This window comes from Aliidiomarina sanyensis (genome assembly GCF_003987175.1).
Lineage (GTDB): Bacteria > Pseudomonadota > Gammaproteobacteria > Enterobacterales > Alteromonadaceae > Aliidiomarina > Aliidiomarina sanyensis.
In genome coordinates this window covers 24,739-44,504 of the sequence record NZ_PIPM01000012.1, presented here as the reverse complement: position 1 = coordinate 44,504, position 19,766 = coordinate 24,739, and the positions used below count along the sequence as shown (strand labels likewise).

17 protein-coding genes are annotated in these 19,766 nt (G+C 50.1%); 9 read left to right on the top strand and 8 right to left on the bottom strand.

From position 1 onward, the window contains the following. Positions 1-7 precede the first annotated feature (7 nt). Positions 8-1,738: a potassium/proton antiporter gene (locus CWE11_RS09970; protein ID WP_126777475.1), complete on the top strand. Its 1,731-nt coding sequence runs from the start codon at positions 8-10 to the stop codon at positions 1,736-1,738. Here the strand turns inward: CWE11_RS09970 and CWE11_RS09965 are convergent, their stop codons facing one another. From CWE11_RS09965 to CWE11_RS09950, 4 genes are read right to left on the bottom strand one after another with little or no spacing between them, the layout of a single operon-like run. Then, positions 1,739-2,209 carry a DUF4426 domain-containing protein gene (locus CWE11_RS09965; RefSeq protein ID WP_126777474.1) on the bottom strand — a complete coding sequence of 157 codons (471 nt, stop codon included), beginning with the start codon at positions 2,207-2,209 and terminating at the stop codon, positions 1,739-1,741. It abuts the gene before it with no gap. 11 nt (positions 2,210-2,220) lie between these two features. Continuing rightward, entirely contained in the window at positions 2,221-2,751 is a 531-nt protein-coding gene (locus CWE11_RS09960) for a YggT family protein (protein ID WP_126777473.1), read from the bottom strand. An 11-nt stretch (positions 2,752-2,762) separates the two neighbouring features. Beyond that, positions 2,763-3,593 (bottom strand): pyrroline-5-carboxylate reductase, encoded by an 831-nt coding sequence (proC, locus tag CWE11_RS09955; protein WP_126777472.1) that lies wholly within the window; start codon positions 3,591-3,593, stop codon positions 2,763-2,765. A gap of 48 nt (positions 3,594-3,641) precedes the next feature. Beyond that, positions 3,642-4,349 carry a YggS family pyridoxal phosphate-dependent enzyme gene (locus CWE11_RS09950; protein ID WP_126777471.1) on the bottom strand — a complete coding sequence of 236 codons (708 nt, stop codon included), beginning with the start codon at positions 4,347-4,349 and terminating at the stop codon, positions 3,642-3,644. 110 nt (positions 4,350-4,459) lie between these two features. Between CWE11_RS09950 and CWE11_RS09945 the strand changes: the two genes are divergently transcribed. Then, the gene (locus tag CWE11_RS09945; RefSeq protein ID WP_126777470.1) at positions 4,460-5,491 is read left to right on the top strand and encodes a type IV pilus twitching motility protein PilT; all 1,032 of its coding nucleotides are present in this window, start codon (positions 4,460-4,462) and stop codon (positions 5,489-5,491) included. A gap of 119 nt (positions 5,492-5,610) precedes the next feature. Beyond that, complete coding sequence (gene tsaD / locus CWE11_RS09940; RefSeq protein ID WP_126777469.1) at positions 5,611-6,624, top strand: tRNA (adenosine(37)-N6)-threonylcarbamoyltransferase complex transferase subunit TsaD; 1,014 nt, start codon at positions 5,611-5,613, stop codon at positions 6,622-6,624. Here the strand turns inward: tsaD and plsY are convergent, their stop codons facing one another. After that, positions 6,625-7,230: a glycerol-3-phosphate 1-O-acyltransferase PlsY gene (gene plsY, locus CWE11_RS09935; RefSeq protein ID WP_126777468.1), complete on the bottom strand. Its 606-nt coding sequence runs from the start codon at positions 7,228-7,230 to the stop codon at positions 6,625-6,627. It lies immediately after the preceding gene. A 243-nt stretch (positions 7,231-7,473) separates the two neighbouring features. Here plsY and folB point away from each other — a divergent pair, with 243 nt between their 5' ends. Both folB and folK read left to right on the top strand, forming a co-directional pair. Next, a complete protein-coding gene (gene folB, locus CWE11_RS09930; protein ID WP_241971777.1) occupies positions 7,474-7,893 on the top strand; it encodes a dihydroneopterin aldolase in 420 nt (139 codons plus the stop codon). Further along, positions 7,893-8,444 (top strand): 2-amino-4-hydroxy-6-hydroxymethyldihydropteridine diphosphokinase, encoded by a 552-nt coding sequence (gene folK / locus CWE11_RS09925; RefSeq protein WP_126777467.1) that lies wholly within the window; start codon positions 7,893-7,895, stop codon positions 8,442-8,444. Before folB ends, folK begins: the two co-directional genes overlap by 1 nt. On the opposite strand, the gene CWE11_RS12225 is transcribed toward folK, so the two are convergent. Further along, complete coding sequence (locus CWE11_RS12225) at positions 8,407-9,603, bottom strand: tRNA nucleotidyltransferase/poly(A) polymerase-related protein (protein ID WP_275540964.1); 1,197 nt, start codon at positions 9,601-9,603, stop codon at positions 8,407-8,409. The genes folK and CWE11_RS12225 overlap by 38 nt on opposite strands. Positions 9,604-9,794: 191 nt before the next feature. On the opposite strand from CWE11_RS12225, the gene CWE11_RS09915 reads away from it, so the two are divergent. The 3 genes from CWE11_RS09915 to CWE11_RS09905 all read left to right on the top strand — a co-directional run bounded on the left by CWE11_RS09915 (position 9,795) and on the right by CWE11_RS09905 (position 15,506). Further along, positions 9,795-11,948, top strand: a complete 2,154-nt coding sequence (locus tag CWE11_RS09915) for an AAA family ATPase (protein ID WP_126777466.1) — start codon at positions 9,795-9,797, stop codon at positions 11,946-11,948. 107 nt (positions 11,949-12,055) lie between these two features. After that, complete coding sequence (locus CWE11_RS09910) at positions 12,056-13,834, top strand: acyl-CoA dehydrogenase C-terminal domain-containing protein (protein ID WP_126777465.1); 1,779 nt, start codon at positions 12,056-12,058, stop codon at positions 13,832-13,834. A 211-nt stretch (positions 13,835-14,045) separates the two neighbouring features. Then, entirely contained in the window at positions 14,046-15,506 is a 1,461-nt protein-coding gene (locus CWE11_RS09905; RefSeq protein WP_126777464.1) for a GGDEF domain-containing protein, read from the top strand. Between the two features lie 8 nt (positions 15,507-15,514). Here CWE11_RS09905 and CWE11_RS09900 read toward each other — a convergent pair whose 3' ends face one another. Together CWE11_RS09900 and rlmD are read right to left on the bottom strand one after the other, a co-directional pair. Then, positions 15,515-17,800, bottom strand: a complete 2,286-nt coding sequence (locus CWE11_RS09900; RefSeq protein WP_126777463.1) for a putative bifunctional diguanylate cyclase/phosphodiesterase — start codon at positions 17,798-17,800, stop codon at positions 15,515-15,517. Between the two features lie 173 nt (positions 17,801-17,973). After that, positions 17,974-19,410, bottom strand: a complete 1,437-nt coding sequence (gene rlmD, locus CWE11_RS09895; RefSeq protein WP_126777462.1) for a 23S rRNA (uracil(1939)-C(5))-methyltransferase RlmD — start codon at positions 19,408-19,410, stop codon at positions 17,974-17,976. A 140-nt stretch (positions 19,411-19,550) separates the two neighbouring features. On the opposite strand from rlmD, the gene CWE11_RS09890 reads away from it, so the two are divergent. Continuing rightward, a complete protein-coding gene (locus CWE11_RS09890) occupies positions 19,551-19,721 on the top strand; it encodes a PLD nuclease N-terminal domain-containing protein (protein WP_126777461.1) in 171 nt (56 codons plus the stop codon). The last annotated feature ends 45 nt before the right edge of the window (positions 19,722-19,766 follow it).

Below are 19,766 nucleotides of genomic sequence, written 5' to 3'. Positions count from 1 at the left end.
TACCGTCATGGATGCCGTTAATCTAATGATCTTTATTGCTGGAGCCCTGCTATTTGTGAGTATTCTCGCAGTGCAGTTCTCCGTGCGTGTGGGCGCGCCTCTGCTTCTTGTGTTCCTCTCCTTTGGTATGTTAGCGGGTGAGGATGGGCTGCTCGGATTGCAATTCGACAATCCTGACCTTGCATTACTCATCGGTTCGGTCGCCCTCGTAATTATTTTGTTCGATGGGGGTTTACGAACGCATCCAGAACGCTTTCGCGTGGCACTGGCGCCCGCCGCCATGTTGTCGTCTGTTGGTGTGGTGATTACCTGTTTAATTACTGGGGTAGGAGCCGCCTACCTATTCGGCTTTTCCTGGGTTGAAGGGTTATTGCTTGGTGCAATCTTGGGATCGACCGATGCTGCCGCGGTATTCTCGATTTTTCAATCCCAACGATTACGCATTAAAGAACGGGTTGCTGCGACCTTAGAGATCGAATCGGGCAGTAACGATCCGATGGCGGTTATGTTGACCGTTACTTTGGTCAGCGTACTCGCCATGCCGGATACTCCCATGGATGCGTCGGTCGTACTGGTCTTTTTACAGCAAGCTTTGGTGGGCGCAGCAGTCGGTTTTGCTGCGGGTAAAGCCTTTGTCATGTTGTGTAAACGATTGTCGCTACACGTATCATTCTTTCCACTATTGGCGGTTGCCGGAAGCGTGCTGGCTTTTGGATTGACCGCGCAGCTTGGGGGAAGCGGTTTTTTAGCGGTCTACCTGATGGGCTATCTTGTTGGAAATGCGCGACTTCCCCAAGTTATGCATATCCTGCGGGTTCATGATGGTCTGGCATGGCTCTCGCAAATTGTCATGTTCTTGATGCTGGGTATCTTGATGACCCCATCATCTATTCTAGATATCGCCGTGCCAGCCTTGGCACTGGCTCTGATTCTTATTTTTGTTGCGCGACCACTTGCTGTCTTTATCAGTCTCGCTCCATTTCGCTTCCCTTGGCGCGATCAATTCTTTATTAGTTGGGTTGGGCTGCGCGGTGCTGTGCCGATTGTTTTGGCACTTTTCCCTTGGATTGCGGGGTTGGAAAACCAGCAACTGTATTTTGAAATCGCTTTTGTGGTCGTATTGGTTTCTCTCGTGGTCCAAGGTTGGAGCATCGCCTTTGTGGCGCGCAAAATGGGATTGGAGATTCCTGCTGAGCCGGAACCGGATTATCGAACACCGCTGGATGCAGTCCATGCGAGTGAAGTGCTGGAAGTTGCGGTTTTTAATATTACCGATGACAGTGCGGCGGCTGACCATCACTGGGATGAGATTAACTTACCTCGAGAGGCCGACTTTATTGGTCTGATTCGGGAAGACGCGTGGATCCGTAGCGCGGTCAATCCAATGCTCAAACCCGGAGACGCATTGATGATTCTTGCCCGCACACAGGATATGAGCAAGATTTCCGAAGTATTGGGTAGTACCGGTACTAATTCGCGCATTAATAAGAAGAGTTTCTTCGGTGACTTTGTTCTGAATGGGCAAATTACATTGGCGGATTTGGCAGGCTTTTATGTATTACCCGACGACGGAGGCGAAGACCTGAGTACGTCGATCAATGACATCTTCAAGAAGCGCTTCCACCGTCGTGTGGTCGTAGGTGATCATATCAAGCTTGGCAACCTGATGTTTACGGCCCGTGAAGTCGACGACGATGGGCGCATTCTAAAAGTCGGTGTGAAACCGGTTGAACTTTGATTAATTTCGGTAGAACGTCTGACTAAAACGTAACTCTTCCGTTCGATCTCCGTGCTGAATGGTAATAAAGAACCGCAAGCGATCCTCATTTCCATGAGACGTTTCCGCAATGTAGTAAATCGCAGCGTCTTCAATAAAACGACTGAACGTTAGGTTCTGTCTTTGCCCTAAGCTGTTTAGAGCGTATCCACTCAAGTTGACCCGTTGACCCGGCTTCCCTTCGGTTTCTGCATCAAGGACCGAGATATTGATCAACGCCCGAGAGTTGCTGCGTCGAATGTTGTAGAGCTGTGCGATCTCCGCCGAGAGCATAGTGCTTGGGAAGGCAATGTAGTGCACTTCCCAATTTCCAAATCGCTCAAACTGACCTCCTTGGGCGTCAGCTTGTGCTTTCCAAGAAAAGAGAGCGAGTGCAAGAAGGGTGACAACCCAAGCAATTCGAGTGAGTATACAGTGCCATGAGGTGCGCATAGTTCACCGCCTTAGCTGATAGAAATACGAACAAATTGCACAATAATTATGAGCACAAGCACCGATAAGTCCAGACCGCCGATCGGTGGAATGATTCGACGAATCGGCGCAAGCATCGGTTCGGTGAGCTGCGCAAAAACAAATTCGATCGGATTGCGCCCTTGGCTGAACCAACTCAGAATGGCCCGGATAATCAAGATCCAGAACATGAGCTGTAGCGTCAGCGTGAGGACATTGCGCACCGAGGCAATCAACAAATCAATGATCGAGTATGGGAACTGACCCAGCTGCATGTGCACGAGAATGAAGAACTTAAGAGCCATCAGTGCAAGCGCAAGGAAGGCGGCAGCGATATCGAAGCGCCCGATCGAAGGGAAAAGTCGACGCAAAGGGTTGAGCACTGGCCCGGTAATTTTCACGATAAATTGTGAAAACGGATTGTAGTAATCGACTCGTGCCAGTTGCATCCAAATACGCAAAATAACTGCCATGATGTATAAATCAAAGAGCGTTTGGATGAGAAAAGTTGCCCCATTATTCATGCCTGTAATCCTTAAAAAAGTTTTGCCATTTCTTGGTTTCGTGCCACGGCAGCTTCAACTGCCCGTTTCGAAATATCGGTGAGCTCCGCATTCTGATAGACTTCAATTCCCTTCGCTGTTGAACCACCTTTGCTCGTGACTTGCTTACGCAGTTCGATGAGTGATAAATCACTTTCACAGGCCATTTTGGCGGCCCCGAGTGCGGTTTGTTGCACCATGGCGCGGGCTTGTTCTGCGTCAAAGCCTAATTCTTCTGCGGCACGTTGCAAGCCATGCATAAACTCAAAAAAGTATGCAGGCCCGCTTCCAGCGACAGCGCCTAACACATCAATTGCGTCTTCCTCATCGAGCCAAATGGTGAGGCCAACATAGTCGAACACTTGGGTGACAAAGTCTTTATCCGCGGTTGTTGCTTTCCCATCCGCGACGAGACCCGAGACGCCGGCACCGACCAATGAAGGCGTATTCGGCATGCAGCGAATGAGCGTGATGTCATCCCCCAAGAATTCGTAGTAGCGAGCAAATCGAAGTCCTGCGGCAATGGAGACAATTAGTTTTTTGTCTAAATCGGGCACGTGTGCCGCGAGATCCTCACACACTTCTCGCATAAGCTGTGGCTTTACACTCAGTACAATGACGTCCGCTTTGCGCGCGATTTCATGATTATCTTGGCTGGTGTAAATACCATATTTTTCCTCGAGCAAATCAAGCTTTGGTCGGCTTGGATTGCTCGCGAGAACGTGTTTCGCAGGGTACCCACCTTTGATCATGCCGCCAAGAATACTCTGTGGCATGTTTCCTGCGCCGATAAATCCGATGGTTCGTACTTCTTTTGCGCTCATCGTCTTTCCTTTTAGTTTGTTGCTCTCGTGATTGTACTGAACTGTAGTTTAGTTCTGTTCAGTCCGTGCGCCAAAAATTGCGGTGCCAACGCGTACCAAGGTCGATCCATGCGCTATCGCTGCATCAAGATCGTTGCTCATTCCCATTGATAATGTGTCAACGTTTGGGTGCGTTGTCTTTAATTCTTGAAAGGCTTTATAAAGCGCAGCGAACGAACTTTTTTGCTGGCTCTCCGAAGCATCTGCCGCAGGTATTGCCATGATTCCGCGTAACCGAAGATTCGAGCATTTTGAAATGAACGTGGCCAAGGCCTTGAGTTCACTCAATGCGATACCCGCTTTGCTTTGCTCATCATCAATATTGATTTGAATTAAAACATTCAGTGGTCCGCTTTCGCGCGGACGCTGCTCATCTAGCCGCCGCGCAATTTTTTCTCGGTCAATGCTGTGTACCCAATGAAAGTGCTGGGCGATATCTTTGGTTTTGTTGGACTGAATAGGACCGATGAAGTGCCATTCAATATCACCCAAGTCCGTCGCCTCGTTGATCTTCTGCACGCCTTCTTGCACGTAATTTTCGCCAAAGCTCCGTTGGCCGCTCAAATAAGCCTCACGAATCATAGTCATCGGCTTTGTTTTGCTGACAGCGAGCAGTGTAATGTCCTTTGGATCTCGGTTAACTTGCTGAGCAGCATTGATAATTTGTTGTCTGACGGCCTGCAGTCTATAGTCAATGGAGCCTCTGTCAGTTGTCATATAGTAAAGACCTCTGGGCAAAAAAGAGCTAGATTACATGCAAGGGAATTTTTGCGTGTCCCACATTCACGCACCTGCCATTTACATTTGATAAAAGAAGAATCGAAATTATGGATATCAATGAACTTCTCAAGTACGCAGTAACGCACGATGCATCTGACGTTCACATCTCTTCCGGCTCACCCGCAGTTATCCGCGTTGATGGCGACCTCATCAAGCTTAACACAGCGCCCCTTGCTTCTCACACTGTCCAAGAGATGGTTTTTTCGATTATGAACGAACGCCAAATGCGCGAGTTCAAGGAGAAGTTAGAGGTTGATTTTTCATTTGAGATCACTGGGTTGGCGCGCTTTCGTGCGAACGTTTACATGCAGCAATATGGGCCCGCCGCTGCGTTCCGGACCATCCCTGACCATGTGATGAACTTGGAAGAACTGAAGGCTCCCTCAATTCTTCAAAAAATTGCTGAATTCCCACGGGGGTTAGTATTGGTCACAGGGCCGACGGGTTCGGGTAAGTCGACCACCTTAGCTGCAATGGTGGATTACATTAATGACAACTTTCCTTATCACATTTTAACCGTCGAAGATCCGATCGAATTTGTGCATAAAAATAAACGGTCATTGATTAACCAACGTGAGGTTCACCGGGATACTCACAGTTTTAATGCGGCTTTACGCGTGGCGCTCCGGGAGGATCCGGACGTTATTTTGGTGGGGGAGCTACGGGATTTGGAAACCATTCGGTTGGCACTGACAGCGGCTGAAACAGGCCACTTGGTGTTTGCAACCCTGCACACTACCTCGGCGCCAAAATCAATTGACCGGATTATTGATGTATTCCCGGGGGATGAGAAGGCCATGGTGCGTTCGATGTTGTCTGAGTCGCTCCGGGCGGTCATTGCGCAGTTACTCCTGAAGAAGCAAGGAGGAGGACGAATTGCATCTTATGAGATTATGCTGGCAACCCACGCGATAAAGAATTTGATTCGGGAAGACAAAGTTGCCCAGATGTATTCCGCGATTCAAACCGGTGGTGCGCTTGGAATGCAGACCATGGAGCAATCGCTTACAAAACTGCGCGATGCCGGCCATATTTCCGCTGCACAAGTCCGTTCAAAACTGGGCATGATTGGCGAGTAACGGAATTACTTCTTCCACTGCGGGGACTTTGATAAACTTGCGCGCTGCGGGTTTACCAAAGTCCCCGTATTTTTTGTCGGTTAAAATCTGAAGACGCCTTGGGAAGAGAAGTAAAGCGCATGCGTGTATTGGGAATTGAAACGAGTTGTGATGAAACGGGGATTGCGATCTATGACACTGAGCATGGACTTCTCGCCAATACATTGTACAGCCAAGTGAAATTGCATGCAGATTACGGGGGCGTGGTTCCAGAACTCGCTTCACGGGATCACGTTCGTAAAACGCTCCCTTTGATTGAACAGGCGTTGCAAGATGCTAATTTACTTGCCACCGATATTGATGGCGTGGCTTACACAGCCGGCCCAGGGTTGATTGGTGCTTTATTGGTGGGTGCGACCATTGGGCGCAGTCTCGCTTTTGGTTGGCAGGTGCCTGCTGTGGGAGTCCATCACATGGAAGGGCATCTTTTGGCCCCGATGCTGGAAGAAAAGCGCCCTGACTTCCCTTTTATTGCGCTGTTGGTATCCGGTGGGCATACCCAGTTGGTTCGTGTGGATGGGATTGGTCACTACGAATTGTTGGGCGAATCTGTTGATGATGCAGCGGGAGAAGCTTTCGACAAGACAGCAAAGTTGTTAGGGCTTGATTATCCAGGTGGTCCGCGCTTGGCTAAGTTGGCAACGACAGGAAACCCGGATCGCTTTCAATTTCCCCGTCCGATGACTGATAAACCGGGTTTGAATTTTTCGTTTAGCGGATTGAAAACGGCAGCAGCGCAAGCCATTGCAAAATATGGTAATGACCCGAGCTGTCATGCGGATATTGCTCGTGCATTCGAGGATGCGGTGGTTGATACCCTTCTGATTAAGTGCCGGCGCGCACTGGAACAGACTGGCCTAAAGCGGCTGGTCATGGCCGGTGGTGTCAGTGCAAACGTGCGTTTACGGGAAGCTTTGGCGCAATCCATGCAAGAGATAGGTGGAGAGGTGTTCTATCCGCGTCCCGAGTTTTGTACTGACAATGGAGCGATGATTGCCCTTGCTGGAGCGATCCGTTTGAAGGCTGGCGCCCAAGAGGGGCTGGGTGTCCGCGTCAGACCCCGGTGGCCCCTGGTTGAACTCCCACAGCTCTGATTATTTTTTTCGGTTTTTAGTCGATGTGCGAAAGCTCACTTCGGTGCCGAGCCAAAGGCGCTTGATGTTGGTTCGATGACGCCAAATAATCAGAGCCGCAAGCATAATTGCGGGAATCGTATATTGCGGTTTAATAAGCCATGCGTACAAGGGGGAGAGCGCGACGGTGACCAGCGCTGCGAGAGACGACACTCGACTCATCCAGAACACGAGCCCCCACGTCACAATAAGTAGTAGGGCCATCTCCGTGGCGACTGGGAACATGGCACCAAGCGCAGTCGCCACAGCCTTTCCGCCCTGAAACTTAAAAAACAGTGGATAGATATGCCCCAAGCACGCAGCAATCGCGACTAAACCCAAAATAATGGGGGGCAGACCAAGTAAGTAACCGCTCCAGACCGGTATCATCCCCTTCAATACGTCAAATAGCAGGGTCATCCCAGCTGGAATAGGTCCCCCGAGACGATAAACATTCGTTGCGCCCGGATTTCCAGAGCCACGTAAGCGAGGGTCGTCCAAACCGAAAATTTTGCACATGATCACAGCGCTGCTGATGGAACCTAGCAGATAGGCAAAAACGATCATGAGAATGGCCAATGCAGACATGGGGTAGGGCAAGTCCTAGTTGCGTTACTCTTGTTGCGCAAAAGGCTGCGCGTTAAGATGCGCCAACTAATGCGGATTTGCGGTCAAGGATACGAGGTTTATTGTACAAAAGCTATCCGACCTGTTGGATTGGCTTCGAACCTTGGCATAAAAACTGTAACATTTTGTGACACGTCACGTGCCTAGCGTGTGAGACGCTCCGAGACGATATTTTAATCCACCATCAGAAGCATGAGACAAACCATGGAATACAACGAAATGCCGGATAGCGCCAATGATTTCAATTGTCTATTGAATAGCGATCACATTGCAATTGAAGGATTGGAAGTGGCTGCGGTGATTGGTGTGTTTGATTGGGAAAAGGAGATCAAACAGCCCTTGTTTATTGATCTGATGATGGCTTGGCCCAATCGCGTCCCCGCGGCGTCTGGCGAACTGACAGATGCACTTGACTATGATCGTGTTAGTCGGGCCGTCACGCAATGGATTCAAGCAAGGCCCTATGGATTGATTGAAGAAGTGGCAGAAATGATCGCAGAGCAGGTCTGCCGGGAATTCGGGGTTGCGCTATTGCGGGTAAAGGTGGCTAAGCCCACGGCCATCGAGTCGGCTCGTAGCGTGTCGGTGACGATTACACGCAGGGCAGGAGACAGTGCGTCGTGATGAGCACGGGAAGTTCAGATGACGTTCTAGTTTTCTTTGGGATCGGAAGCAACCTTCAACGCGAGAAACATGTTCAAGCTGCGGTCCGAGAGCTTGCTGCGCTGTTCCATGAGACGCCGATGACCTGTTCGAGCGTCTATGAAAGTGAAGCCCTTGGCTTTGAAGGTCCGCCTTTTTACAATTTGGTCACACGGGTGAAAACGTCGATGTGCTTAGCTGACGTACAAGCTAAGATTCGAATGATTGAATCGCGCTATGGACGACCGCCGGATGCAGAGAAATTTAGCTCTCGTACTTTGGATATCGATATTCTGACCTACGGGGATTGCGTGCAATCGCATCGGGGCGATTTGGAGCCTGCCTTGCCCCGCGCAGAAATTCTCACAAGCCCGTTTGTTTTGAAGCCACTGAGCGAGTTAGCACCGCATGGGAAACATCCTGTGTGCGGTGACACGTACGCTGAACTATGGCGTCGTTTTGCAGCGCGCCATAGCGGAGTCAATATACAAAAAGTTACTCATGTGAGCCTTGTGCCGCTTCATGATCAATAAGAGCGGAAGCAAGGATCTGGGTGCGGCGGCGGTCCAACTCTTGGCCGATCGCTTGATGTTGATAGCCTTCGGCAATCACATCTTTGACCTTGAGTGAATTGAGAAGCACGAGGGCATTTGAGAACACAACGAGGTCTGCCCGATTTTCCCAGTCTCGTTGTGAGGAAATAAAGATCAATGCTTCACGAACGTACTCCCAACGCTCGGGGCGTCGAAAAGCATCCAATCCGTGCAGGGCGTTCAATAGTGCTTCGGCCGAGAGTGTGCTTTTGGCGAATGCATCACACAACTGACTTCCGGCGATTGCGAGTTCCTCATGAAGTTTTGGTGGCCGCATCTTCTGGGTAAGCGAAAAACGTTTTTGACTTGTTTCGTCCTGCCACTGATTCAGATCAGCTTGCGCAACGATAAACCGCACGACTGGAGCAGCACCTTGCTTATGGGTTGCACGCAATGCGGGCATAAACCGTGAGTGTTGGTGGGTTGTTCTTGTTCCGGAATGAAACTCGGGGAAAAGCGCATCGAATGCTTTGCATTCCTTAAGAACCTCAAAATAAACAGCCGGTGCATCGGTCGTGAGGGCCTTTTCGGTCTCCATCCAAACACGTTCTGGGGTTAGGCTCGTGAGTTCACCACTGCCCGCAAGCATTTTCATAAGAGCCAAGGTATCATCCGCAATGGTAAAGCCCAGATGGGCGAAGCGCGCGGCGAAGCGGGCTACCCGCAGGACCCGCAAAGGGTCTTCAACGAAGGCTTCAGATACGTGACGGAGCGTGCGCGTTTCAAGGTCCTTCAGACCGTTGAAGGGATCGATCAGCTGACCGTTCTTGTCTTGAGCGATAGCATTAATGGTGAGATCCCGCCGCAAGAGATCCTCTTCAAGTGTGACATCTTCAGATGCATCACAAACAAATCCTGTGTATCCACGCCCCGACTTTCGTTCGGTGCGAGCCAAGGCATATTCTTCTTTTGAAATAGGATGCAAAAAGACCGGAAAATCCTGCCCGACCGGGACGAAGCCACGCGTTAAGAGCGCATTCGGGGTGCTTCCAACGACGACATAGTCGCGCTCAATCACTGGGAGGTTGAGCAAAGCATCGCGCACTGCACCACCGACAAGATAATAGGTAATCCCGCGTAAGGGGTCTTGCTTATCCATATTTGAATCTTCCATCGGGTTCTAAACGCCTGTTAGGAAACGCTTCTTCAAGCCCCGCACAATGCTTATCGGAATGTTTTATCATAGGTTCTATTTGATGATCGGGGAACTTCTGCTGCAATGCAAGGGCCGTATTGCAAGGATTCACAAGGACTGTTACTTTGAAGTATTCGCGCCCATTGAGTTTCGGTATGTATCACGATTATTTCGGCTTTGAACAAGTCCCGTTTTCAATCGCCCCAGATCCCGACTTTTTATTTCTGGGCCCTCGCCACCAAGAGGGTCTCGAACATTTGCGCAATGGGCTGCTCGGTAGTGGTGGGTTTCTGTTACTCACGGGCGAAGTCGGAACCGGAAAGACAACGCTGTCTCGGGCGGTACTTGAAGAGCTCGGTGAACAAGTCGATGTGGCGTTCGTACTCAATCCCATGCTCAGTGAACGCGAGCTGCTCGCGACGATTTGTGACCAGTTTGGAATCCCTGGGCGGCATGAAAAAGCTTCGTTGAAGCGGCTGACAGACCATCTAAGTCGGTTTCTGCAAGAAGCCAGCGCGAAAGGCCGGAATCCGGTTGTGCTGATTGACGAAGCGCAACATCTACTCCCGTCGGTTCTGGAGCAACTTCGTTTGCTGACCAATCTCGAGACGAATTCGCGCAAGCTCCTGAGTGTTGTCTTGATTGGCCAGCCGGAGCTGCAGGAGCTTCTTCAGCGGCGCGAGCTTCGCCAAGTGGCTCAGCGGATTGTCGCGCGGTACCACCTTTTGCCACTCACCGAACGTGAAACCGAAGCCTACATCCAGCATCGCCTAAAATGTGTGGGCGGTCGTCCCGATATCTTTGAGTCTGCAGCGATTAAGCGAGCATTTCAATTTAGTCAGGGCACACCGCGACTGATCAATTTAGTGTGCGATCGTGCCTTACAGATGGCTGCGCGTCAGGAAACCCGAAAGGTCACTAAAGCGATCGTCTCTGCTGCTGCCGAGTCGTTAAGTTTTGTGCCTATGAGCCACACAACGACCAATCCATCGTCACGGACTCGCAAAAAATTCCTACTGCCTGCGGGCGGGGTGATAGCAGTTGCTCTTCTCGGGTTGTTTGTGTGGCTTCTGTGGCCGGCCTCGACGCCAGACGAAATACAACGTGCTCGTATAGCCGAACAACAAGCCCGGTTAGAAGCGCAGCAACAAGAGCTCGAGAAATCTGAAATCCGAGATTTCCGCCTGCGCGGCCTGCCTGCGGGCGCAATGCTCAAGATGTTAGCGGATCGTTGGCAAGTCGCTAGCTACATTTCAGGGCCGCGCGCCTGTGAAGAATTAGAATCCCTCAATCTTGCTTGTGTGCGGGCGAATTTTACTCTTGATCAACTTGTCCAGCTTGATTTCCCCGCGCTTCTCGAAACAGAATCTCCCGACCTGTGGCTCTTACTTAACGGCGTGGTCACTCAAGATAATGGGATGCAGTATTTTGAGGTGGTCGATATTCGTGGAACGCACCAGCTCACGGCGAGCGAGTTGCGCAGATTCTGGAGTGGTCGAGCTCTGGTATTTTGGCAACTTCCCGACGATCAAAACTTCCGGCAATGGCTCCGCGAGGGCGTCCAAGAGTATCTACCGTTTTCGCTTCGAAACGCATCTCTTGAACAACAGCTGAGTTGGCTGCGCGCCAGTCTTGGTCGCACGGTGACAGCAAGGATGCATGAGGAGGACGAGAGCTATTTGACGGATGTTGAGCTGGCCTACTTAAGTGCAGGTTTCTATGCGAGCCGACCGACTTTGGCTCGGCCAAGCCCGGTCTTTGTGCCCACCACACTGACTGAAGAAGGGGCGCTTACCGCCCGGATGGAAACCCTCGTTATTCCCCTTCAGCGACGCGCGATTCCGAGTGCGAGTGGTTCGACAACCTCCTCAACGACCACTTCAATGAACGCAGCGACCGCTCGAGAGGAACCGCACTCGAATCGTTTGGCTTCTAGTGAGTCAACGCAAACAACGCAGACCGAAGATGAGGTACCTGCGCATATACGAAATCTCTTTGATAACGCCGTAGCAGAAGTGGGAATTGATGATGTGTTGCGTCCGCCTCAACAGCAGGCGGTCACCCAAAGCTTGCCGTTCGCTAAGGACTTGCCACGGGACCAGTTGCGACAATTACCTCGTTTCAGTTACGACTCCCATATGTACAGTGGAAGAACCCGTGATCGGTGGATTCGTCTTAATGACCGGATGCTGCGTGAAGGTGAGCGAATGGGTGAGTTGCGTGTCATCGCAATTGAACCATCTCACACGGTGTTTGGCTTCCAAGATATCCTCTTTCGTCTCGAAGCCCTCGAGGATTTGAATCACTAAAGCGCTTGCGAACTGGTTCGACCTTTGCGATGATGAGAGCAAGTTAAACGCTTGTTTGAAATTCGTTTGTGCCGCCGTGCGGCAAAGAAAAGGTACCGGAGTGACGCATGACTGATTATCGCGCTGCAGTGCAGGACATGAACTTCCTGCTCCATGATGTTTTTCAAGTCAGCCAAGATTGGGCCACTATGCCTGAGCTGGCCGAGATGATGGATGCGGATACAGCCCGCGCTATTTTGGATGAAGCTGCGAAGCTCACGGAAACGTTGATTGCGCCGAATGCGCGTCAAGCAGATGAGCAGGGTATCTCTTTTAAAGATGGTGAAGTGACGACGCCAGATGGCTATAAAGAGCAATTCGCTCAATTAGCTCAAGGTGGATGGGTTGGGGTCACCGCAAATCCTGAGTTTGGAGGCATGGGTTTACCGAAAACTTTGTCCGCTCAGTATGAAGAAATGATGTGCGCAGCAGATATCTCTTTTAGTTTGTATTCGGGATTGACAGCTGGTGCCATCATGACCTTGGACTTGCACGCAAGCCAAGAGCTTAAAGAGACTTATTTACCACGGATGGCGGCCGGAGAATGGACCGGAACCATGTGTTTAACCGAGCCTCATTGCGGCACGGATTTGGGAATTTTGCGGACCAAGGCAGAACCGCAAGCCGATGGTTCATTTGCGCTGACCGGAACGAAGATATTCATTACCGGTGGTGAACATGACTTAGTTGATAACATTGTGCATCTTGTACTTGCAAAACTTCCCGATGCGCCGGCGGGCACAAAGGGGATCTCGTTGTTCTTGGTGCCAAAATTCTTGGTTAATGAAGATGGATCGCTCGGTGAGCGGAATCCAGTCGTTGCAGGTTCAGTCGAACACAAAATGGGGATTCACGCGTCCGCGACCTGTGTTTTAAATTTTGACGGTGCAAAGGGCTGGTTGGTGGGTGAACCAAACCGTGGTTTGGCCGCAATGTTCACCATGATGAATTACGAACGTCTTGGGGTCGGAATTCAAGGTCTCGGTGCGGCGGCCCGCTCCTATGGGACGGCCCTTGAATACGCATTGGATCGCCGTCAAGGGCGTGGCGCGAAAGCGACTCAAGAGCCTCAAGCTGAAGCGGATCCTTTGATTGTGCACGGTGATATTCGCCGTATGCTGTTGACCATGAAAGCGTTTGTCGAAGGTGGACGTGCATTCTCAACCTACGTTGGTCAGCAGCTTGACCGAGCGAAATATGCAGCAACTGAACAAGATCGCGCAGATGCAGAAGCGCTCGTCCAACTTCTTACCCCGGTGGCGAAAGCCTTTATGACCGATACTGGATTGGAAGCAACCATTGCTGGGCAACAGATTCTCGGTGGCCATGGTTATGTCCGCGAGTGGGGACAAGAACAGTGGGTACGTGATTGTCGAATTGCACAAATCTATGAGGGAACCAACGGTATTCAGGCGCTTGACTTGCTCGGCCGGAAAGTGGCTGGTTCGCGAGGTGAGCTGTTAAAACCGCTGTTGCGCGAAATGACGGAGTTTCTGCAAGCGGATGCCGGTCAGTGGTCAGCTGAATATCAACAACTCGCCGATGCGGTGAAGTCACTGACCGAGGTGACTGAAGCAGTTCTTGCGCAAGTCCCAAGTGATGAAAACATCATCAATAGCGTAGCGGTCGAGTATTTGAACCTTGTCGGATATGTGGTGTACGGCTATCTGTGGCTGAGAATTGCGCGCGTGGCCGAAGCGCAGGATGCGCTGGGCGAGTTTGCATCGTCCAAGGTGAAAACTGCGAAGTTCTACTTTGCAAAGTTACTTCCGCGGATTCACAGTCTTCGTCCGAGTATCGAAGCTGGTTCAAAAGAGCTATTCTCGCACGAACTCAATGAGTTTTAAGTGCAAAAAATCGCAAGAAAGCCCCGCTCTGAAGTGACCCCATAAAGTTGGACACATTTCTAAGCGGCTACCAAGGCCTGATTTCGATATTCAATCGGAGTCAGGCTTTTTTGTTTTATCAACGAACTGAGGGCTGTTTTTGTAATTCACACTTTTCAATGGTTCGGGCATCACGTATGTTTGTTTGAGAATAAGTGAGAACTAAAAAAATATGCAAACACTGGACGAACAGACTGAAGCGCATCCTGAAGAAGTAAACCTCGAAAGTATCGGCAATATGGGTTGGCTGCGGGCCGTGGGAATCTTCCTTGGCTTTATCCTGTTGTGGCGAGCCTCAGGCATACTCGAGTATGCACCCCACGCAAGCATCTGGTTTCCACCCGCAGGATGGAGCCTCGCGGCTTTCCTCGTGTTCGGCGTGCGCGCGTTGTTCCCGATTGCCGCCGCGATCCTCATCACAACGATGTGGTCAAACGCCATGTATGGCGTGCAGATGGGACTTCTTGAACTTCTTATCTACTGGTTGATATTTGTATTTTGTCATTGCCTTCCATACGGCCTTGGGGCGGCATTGTTGCGGCAATTTGTCCGGTTCGGCGTTGTTCGGCAGCTTCCTGCCATGATTATGGCATTTCTTGCGCTCGGGGTTTTAACGTCGCTACTTGCCTCGTTCTTGGGGACCCAGGTGGTGTTGCTGAGCAGTGCGGTCAACATTATGGATGTCTACACCATCTGGCTTGCTCGCTGGATCGGAGACATGACGGGTGTCATGGTACTCACGCCAATCTTTATGGCCCTAATGCTCTGGAAGCAGCCTGTGATCGGAAGCCTCCTGCGAACATTGCGCCTTGGCGCTGAACCCAGTCCGCTCTATCACTTTGGATTAAAAGTTACCATCCTCATTTCTTGTGCGTATTTCTGCATTCTCGCAAACTGGTGGTTTGAGCACCGGGACGTCGCCTTCGCTGTATTCTTTTTAATTATTCCGCAGATGTGGATTGCTTACACAGAAAACCCACTTCGCGCTGCGGCAAGCTTGGGACTATTCAGTTTTTCTCTGGCAATCGGTATTAGTGTTTTTGATCTTGGAGAATCGGCGATTATCTATCAGTTTGCCATCACTGTGATTGCAAGCAGTGTCTATTTTGGAGTTGCCGTCCCCGTGCTGCTGGCGCAGAACCAGCAGCTCCAATATCAAGCGCAAACGGATTATCTTACTGGGTTGAGTAACCGTCGCCACTTTATGGAATCGGCGGAAGAAGAAACACTCCGCGCACGCCAATATGGATATCCCTTAACGCTAGCAATGATGAATATTGAGCACTTTACACGGATTAATGACACCTATGGATACGAAATTGGTGACCGTGTGCTGTTGGCAGTCAGTCAATCCGTGGCTGAACAGCTGCGCCCAGCGGATTTGTTTGCACGCTTCGGGGGCGATGAATTTTTTGTATTAATGGCTGGCGTATCTAGGCTGAGTGCCCACCGCATACTGGATCGCGCTCGCGAGTCAATGCGGTACATTGTCGTGGAAGGTGTCGATGAGCCGATAGCTGCGCGGTTTGTTATCGTCCAGTTGGAGCCGGAACAGTCAATTGATGAGGCAATCCAAATCGCATCAAGGGAGATGCTTAATGCTCCTCGCAGTGGGCTGAACGGCAAGGATTAAGCGAGGGGTTATCCCTTGAGTGAAACGTTGTGGCGTGAGCCTTGTACCACGAGTGCTTCGAAATCGCGCCGTGCAACGGGTTTTGAGAACAGATAGCCTTGGAATCGCTCACAACCCAGTTCACGCAGAAAATCATACTGGCTCACTTCCGAAACTCCCTCCGCGATGACTTCAAGCTTCAGAACTTTTGCAAGACTGAAAACAAGCTCTGCGATTGCCGCATCCTCCTTGCTTTGCAACATATCTTGGACAAATCGCATATCGAGTTTAATTTCGTGAATTGGAAAGAGCTTCAAATAGGAAAGTGAGGAGTAGCCGGTTCCGAAATCGTCAAGTGAAAACCGGAAGCCCATGGAAATCAGAGCACGCATGCGTTGAACGACGGTTTCGGTGTCTTGAATCATTGCGCTTTCGGTGATTTCGAGTTTCAACATATGAGGTTCAATTGCCATGCTTTTTGTTAAGTTGGCGACGGAATCGACAAAGTCTTCTTGCAGGATATGATTTGCACTGATATTCACGGCGACTGGAAGGGAATAACCAAGCTTCTCTAGCTTTTTAATCTCCAAACATGCTTTTTCTAAGACGAGCATGCCGATTTGTCCAATCAGGCCTGTTTCTTCTGCAAATTGAATAAAGTACGCAGGCGAAAGCAGGCCACGTTGGGGGTGGTTCCAACGAACCAGCGCTTCGGCTCCGATCACTTCTTTGGCGGCATTGACCTGGGCTTGGTAATACACTTCAAACTGCCGATCTGCGATAGCAGCTCGGAGATCCGTATAAAGTTGTGCACGATCCAGTGCTTGTTTTTGCATTTCAGGGTCGTAGAACTGAAAGCTATTGCGCCCTTGTGCCTTGGCACGGTACATCGCAAGTTCGGCCTTCTTAAGTAGAGAGCTCGGCGTCTCTTCCGGATTCAGATGTACAATTCCTAGACTTGCCGAACCATGAAATGTCTGACCCTTTAATCGGAACGGGCGGACCATTTCCATCCGGACGGTTTCGGCGATGTTGCGAATGCGAAGCAAGGATTCATCACCCCAGATACCGTCACTTTCGACTAAAATCGCGAATTGATCGCCCCCGACGCGAGCAAGAACATCCCCCTCGGAAATAACCTTTCGTAAACGCTTACTAATCTCGAGAAGCAGCAGATCGCCGGCTTCGCGACCGACACTGTCATTGATTCGCTTGAAGTGATCGAAGTCCAAGAAAAGCAAGGCACAACAGTTCGGTTGGTCTGCTGAAAGTTGCACCGCTCGCTCGATTCTGGAACTCAATAAACTCCGATTTGGTAGTTCCGTGAGTTCATCATAATACGCCAAGAACTCCACTTTCTGTTCCGTGGTTTTACGCACAAAAGTGCCCGCAATGAGATCGGTGACTAGTTGGAGTGAGTCACGAATATCGGCTTGCTCAAAGCTCCTTCGTGATTCATGCGTGGCAATGAGAACGCCGAGTTCCTGATTCGAGTGACGGAGTAATATCACGAGGGCGGGTTGATCTGATGGCGTCTCCATCCCTAGCTCATGAGTAGTTGATAACAGATGATTGTGTCGTCTTAATCTAGCTAACAAAGCCCGCCGTTCGGCTTTGAGGGAACGAGGGACCGGGCGGATAACGTCGATTGATGTTAATCGGAGAAACTGTCGGATTTGTGTTAGGGCTGAGCGGACCGTGTCATCAACCTGTGACGTTGGTAGGTTGATGAAGTTTACTGCAATGCGTGAGATTAATTGGCGTAAACGGAAAAATTCATCCGCACGTTTGCGTTGAATGGCACTAGCAATAATTTCGCCAATGACTTGCAATAATGCAATATGTTCCTCCTTCCAATCAAATGGAGCGTCCATAATATCAAAGCCAAATATACCTTGGAGGTCCTCTTCACCTGGAAGGGGGACCATAATCACTGAACGCATTCCTTGCGGCTCTAATAGGGCACGCTCAGGCGAATCAGCGGGTAATTCCAGCACATCGCGCACCGGAATTGAAATGCCTTTGCGCCATTGGTGGATCCACTCTCCGTACATGGCCATCGGTAAGTTTTTGAGGTTTTCGATTTCGGCAGGAACATTTGGAGCACACCATTCGAAGGTGTTGTCGGCGATTTGATGATTGTCACTGAATTCAAAAATGTAACTGCGGTCAGCACCAAAGAATGCGCCAATATCGGCGAGCGCTTGTTGTATTGTTGCATCGATGTTTTCTACCCGTGCGGCGACGAATCGCGCTGATATTGTCGCGATCATTTGATAGAAAGACAGGCGCTTATTGCCGGTGATGCTTTGCAAACATAACCCCAATTAAAAATGACAATGATTATGATCTTAAGTCTAGAAGATAAACCATTGTTTGCGAGATAACACTAAGGTTTTGTTTGATTTAACAACCGTTAAACGCTTAATTGCCATCTATCAGTTTAAGATATCCGATATGCCCGTGCCGTGGCATGAAAATCAGTCCCCTAGCGCCGCTCGAATAGAACCATACATTCTGCATGTGCAGTCTGTGGGAACATGTCGAGCATTCCCCATTTCGAGAGCGCGTAACCTTGCCGTTCAAGAATCTGCGTGTCCCGGGCTAAGGTGGCGGGATTGCACGACACGTATAAAATGCGTTTAGGGTTGATTAGAGATATTTGTTCACAGACTTTCTCTGCACCGGTTCTTGGTGGATCGAGCAAGACTACGTCCATTGGATGGGGCGGAAGAGCGACTTTCGCGAGGGGTTCTTCGAGGTTTGCGGTCATGAACGTGAGGTTGTTTATCCCGTTGTGAGCGGCATTTTCAGTGCCTCGATTTACTTGCTGTTGACTCACCTCGATTGCGGTGACCGACCCTGCATGCAAGGCAAGTGGGAGAGAAAAATTTCCAAATCCGCAGAATAGTTCCAATACATGTTCGTGTTTCTCAAGCTGGAGCCACGCCAAGGCTTGTTCCACCATCTTCTGGTTTATATCTGCATTCACCTGCAAGAAATCATTGGGGCCAAACGCCAGGTGAATTGGATGGCCGGCGATATCTAAGGAGTAGGTTAACTCAGGGCAGGGCTCGTTGTGGAGCGTTTTAAATTCCAAACCGTATTCCGACGCGCGGTCCATTCCCGTAGCAATGATCACTGAGGTTTCTTGCTGAGTCTCAAAATCAGTCCAAAGCGCTCTGTCTGCCTCGCTCATGGCGGTGACCATGCGAACGACCACAAGATTTCTGTCCTCCCCTTGAATCAATTCAATGTGCCCGATGTTGCCAGCGCCTTTCAGTTTTTTCAGTACTATTTGAAGTGGCTCAAGTAAGGCGGAAAGTGTGGGAACGAGGATGGGACAAGCATAAATTGGCGTGAGTCGCTTGGATTGATATTCACGAAACCCAAGGACTAAACCTTGCGATTTGGTTTTGGTTACCCCGAGACGAGCCTTACGCCGATAACTATAGCTATCGCCAACCAAGGGCTTATTTCTTGCGGTTTCAATTGCGTCATCGCTTATATTTGCAAAGTGAGCAAGCTGCTCTCGGATGACGGACTCTTTGTGTTGAACCTGAAGTGACGTGGTTGCATGTTGCATGGAACAGCCACCACAGGTGCCGTAATGGGTGCAACGCGGATCTTGGCGCGTGGGCGCAGCTTTCAGAATGGATACCGCATGGGCTTCATTAAAACGGCTGTGGGTTTGTGTGACTTGGAAGGTAACATGTTCAGATGGTAATGCGCCGCGCACAAAAATAGTCTTCCCATGTGCATCATTGGCGATGCCTCGCCCCTCATGACTCAAACGTTCAATGAGCACGCCTTGCTCGACGCTTTGCATGGGTATACTGGTTTCGGTCGACCGGGCCTTCCGTTGGGATTCAGCCTTCTTCTTTTGGCGTTTTTCTTTTTGGTATCGGTCGAAAAGTGAAGCCATGGGCAGTTACTCAATTAATTAATTCTTTTCCCTATTCTATCACGCACGGCGAGAGTTTCTTGGAGTTTGTGCTAGCTTTAGTTGTGCAAGACCAGATAAATCAATAAGAAATCACAACAAGCGTGTAAAGGAGAGACTTTATGGGTGGTGGTCTATTAGGAATTATTCATTTAATTTTAATTGTTTGGGCACTGGTTAAAATTATGCAGAGCACCGCAACCACAGGCACTAAGGTGCTTTGGATTGTGTTGGTGATTCTATTGCCGGTAATCGGTTTTATTATTTGGCTGCTGATGGGCCCCAAAGGTTAGGGATTGAAGAAAAAAAGAGCCGTCGTGTAGACGGCTCTTTTGCTA

Bases quoted from the DNA above. Each gene is read 5' to 3' on its own strand.
- CWE11_RS09950 (WP_126777471.1), bottom strand. From the start codon at position 4,349: ATGACAACTGACAGAGGCTCCATTGACTATAGACTGCAGGCCGTCAGA.
- folB (WP_241971777.1), top strand. From the start codon at position 7,474: ATGGAATACAACGAAATGCCGGATAGCGCCAATGATTTCAATTGTCTA.
- CWE11_RS09915 (WP_126777466.1), top strand. From the start codon at position 9,795: ATGTATCACGATTATTTCGGCTTTGAACAAGTCCCGTTTTCAATCGCC.
- CWE11_RS09910 (WP_126777465.1), top strand. From the start codon at position 12,056: ATGACTGATTATCGCGCTGCAGTGCAGGACATGAACTTCCTGCTCCAT.
- rlmD (WP_126777462.1), bottom strand. From the start codon at position 19,410: ATGGCTTCACTTTTCGACCGATACCAAAAAGAAAAACGCCAAAAGAAG.
- CWE11_RS09970 (WP_126777475.1), top strand. From the start codon at position 8: ATGGATGCCGTTAATCTAATGATCTTTATTGCTGGAGCCCTGCTATTT.
- CWE11_RS09945 (WP_126777470.1), top strand. From the start codon at position 4,460: ATGGATATCAATGAACTTCTCAAGTACGCAGTAACGCACGATGCATCT.
- CWE11_RS12225 (WP_275540964.1), bottom strand. From the start codon at position 9,603: ATGGATAAGCAAGACCCCTTACGCGGGATTACCTATTATCTTGTCGGT.
- tsaD (WP_126777469.1), top strand. From the start codon at position 5,611: ATGCGTGTATTGGGAATTGAAACGAGTTGTGATGAAACGGGGATTGCG.
- CWE11_RS09960 (WP_126777473.1), bottom strand. From the start codon at position 2,751: ATGAATAATGGGGCAACTTTTCTCATCCAAACGCTCTTTGATTTATAC.
- folK (WP_126777467.1), top strand. From the start codon at position 7,893: ATGAGCACGGGAAGTTCAGATGACGTTCTAGTTTTCTTTGGGATCGGA.
- CWE11_RS09905 (WP_126777464.1), top strand. From the start codon at position 14,046: ATGCAAACACTGGACGAACAGACTGAAGCGCATCCTGAAGAAGTAAAC.
- CWE11_RS09890 (WP_126777461.1), top strand. From the start codon at position 19,551: ATGGGTGGTGGTCTATTAGGAATTATTCATTTAATTTTAATTGTTTGG.
- CWE11_RS09965 (WP_126777474.1), bottom strand. From the start codon at position 2,209: ATGCGCACCTCATGGCACTGTATACTCACTCGAATTGCTTGGGTTGTC.
- proC (WP_126777472.1), bottom strand. From the start codon at position 3,593: ATGAGCGCAAAAGAAGTACGAACCATCGGATTTATCGGCGCAGGAAAC.
- plsY (WP_126777468.1), bottom strand. From the start codon at position 7,230: ATGTCTGCATTGGCCATTCTCATGATCGTTTTTGCCTATCTGCTAGGT.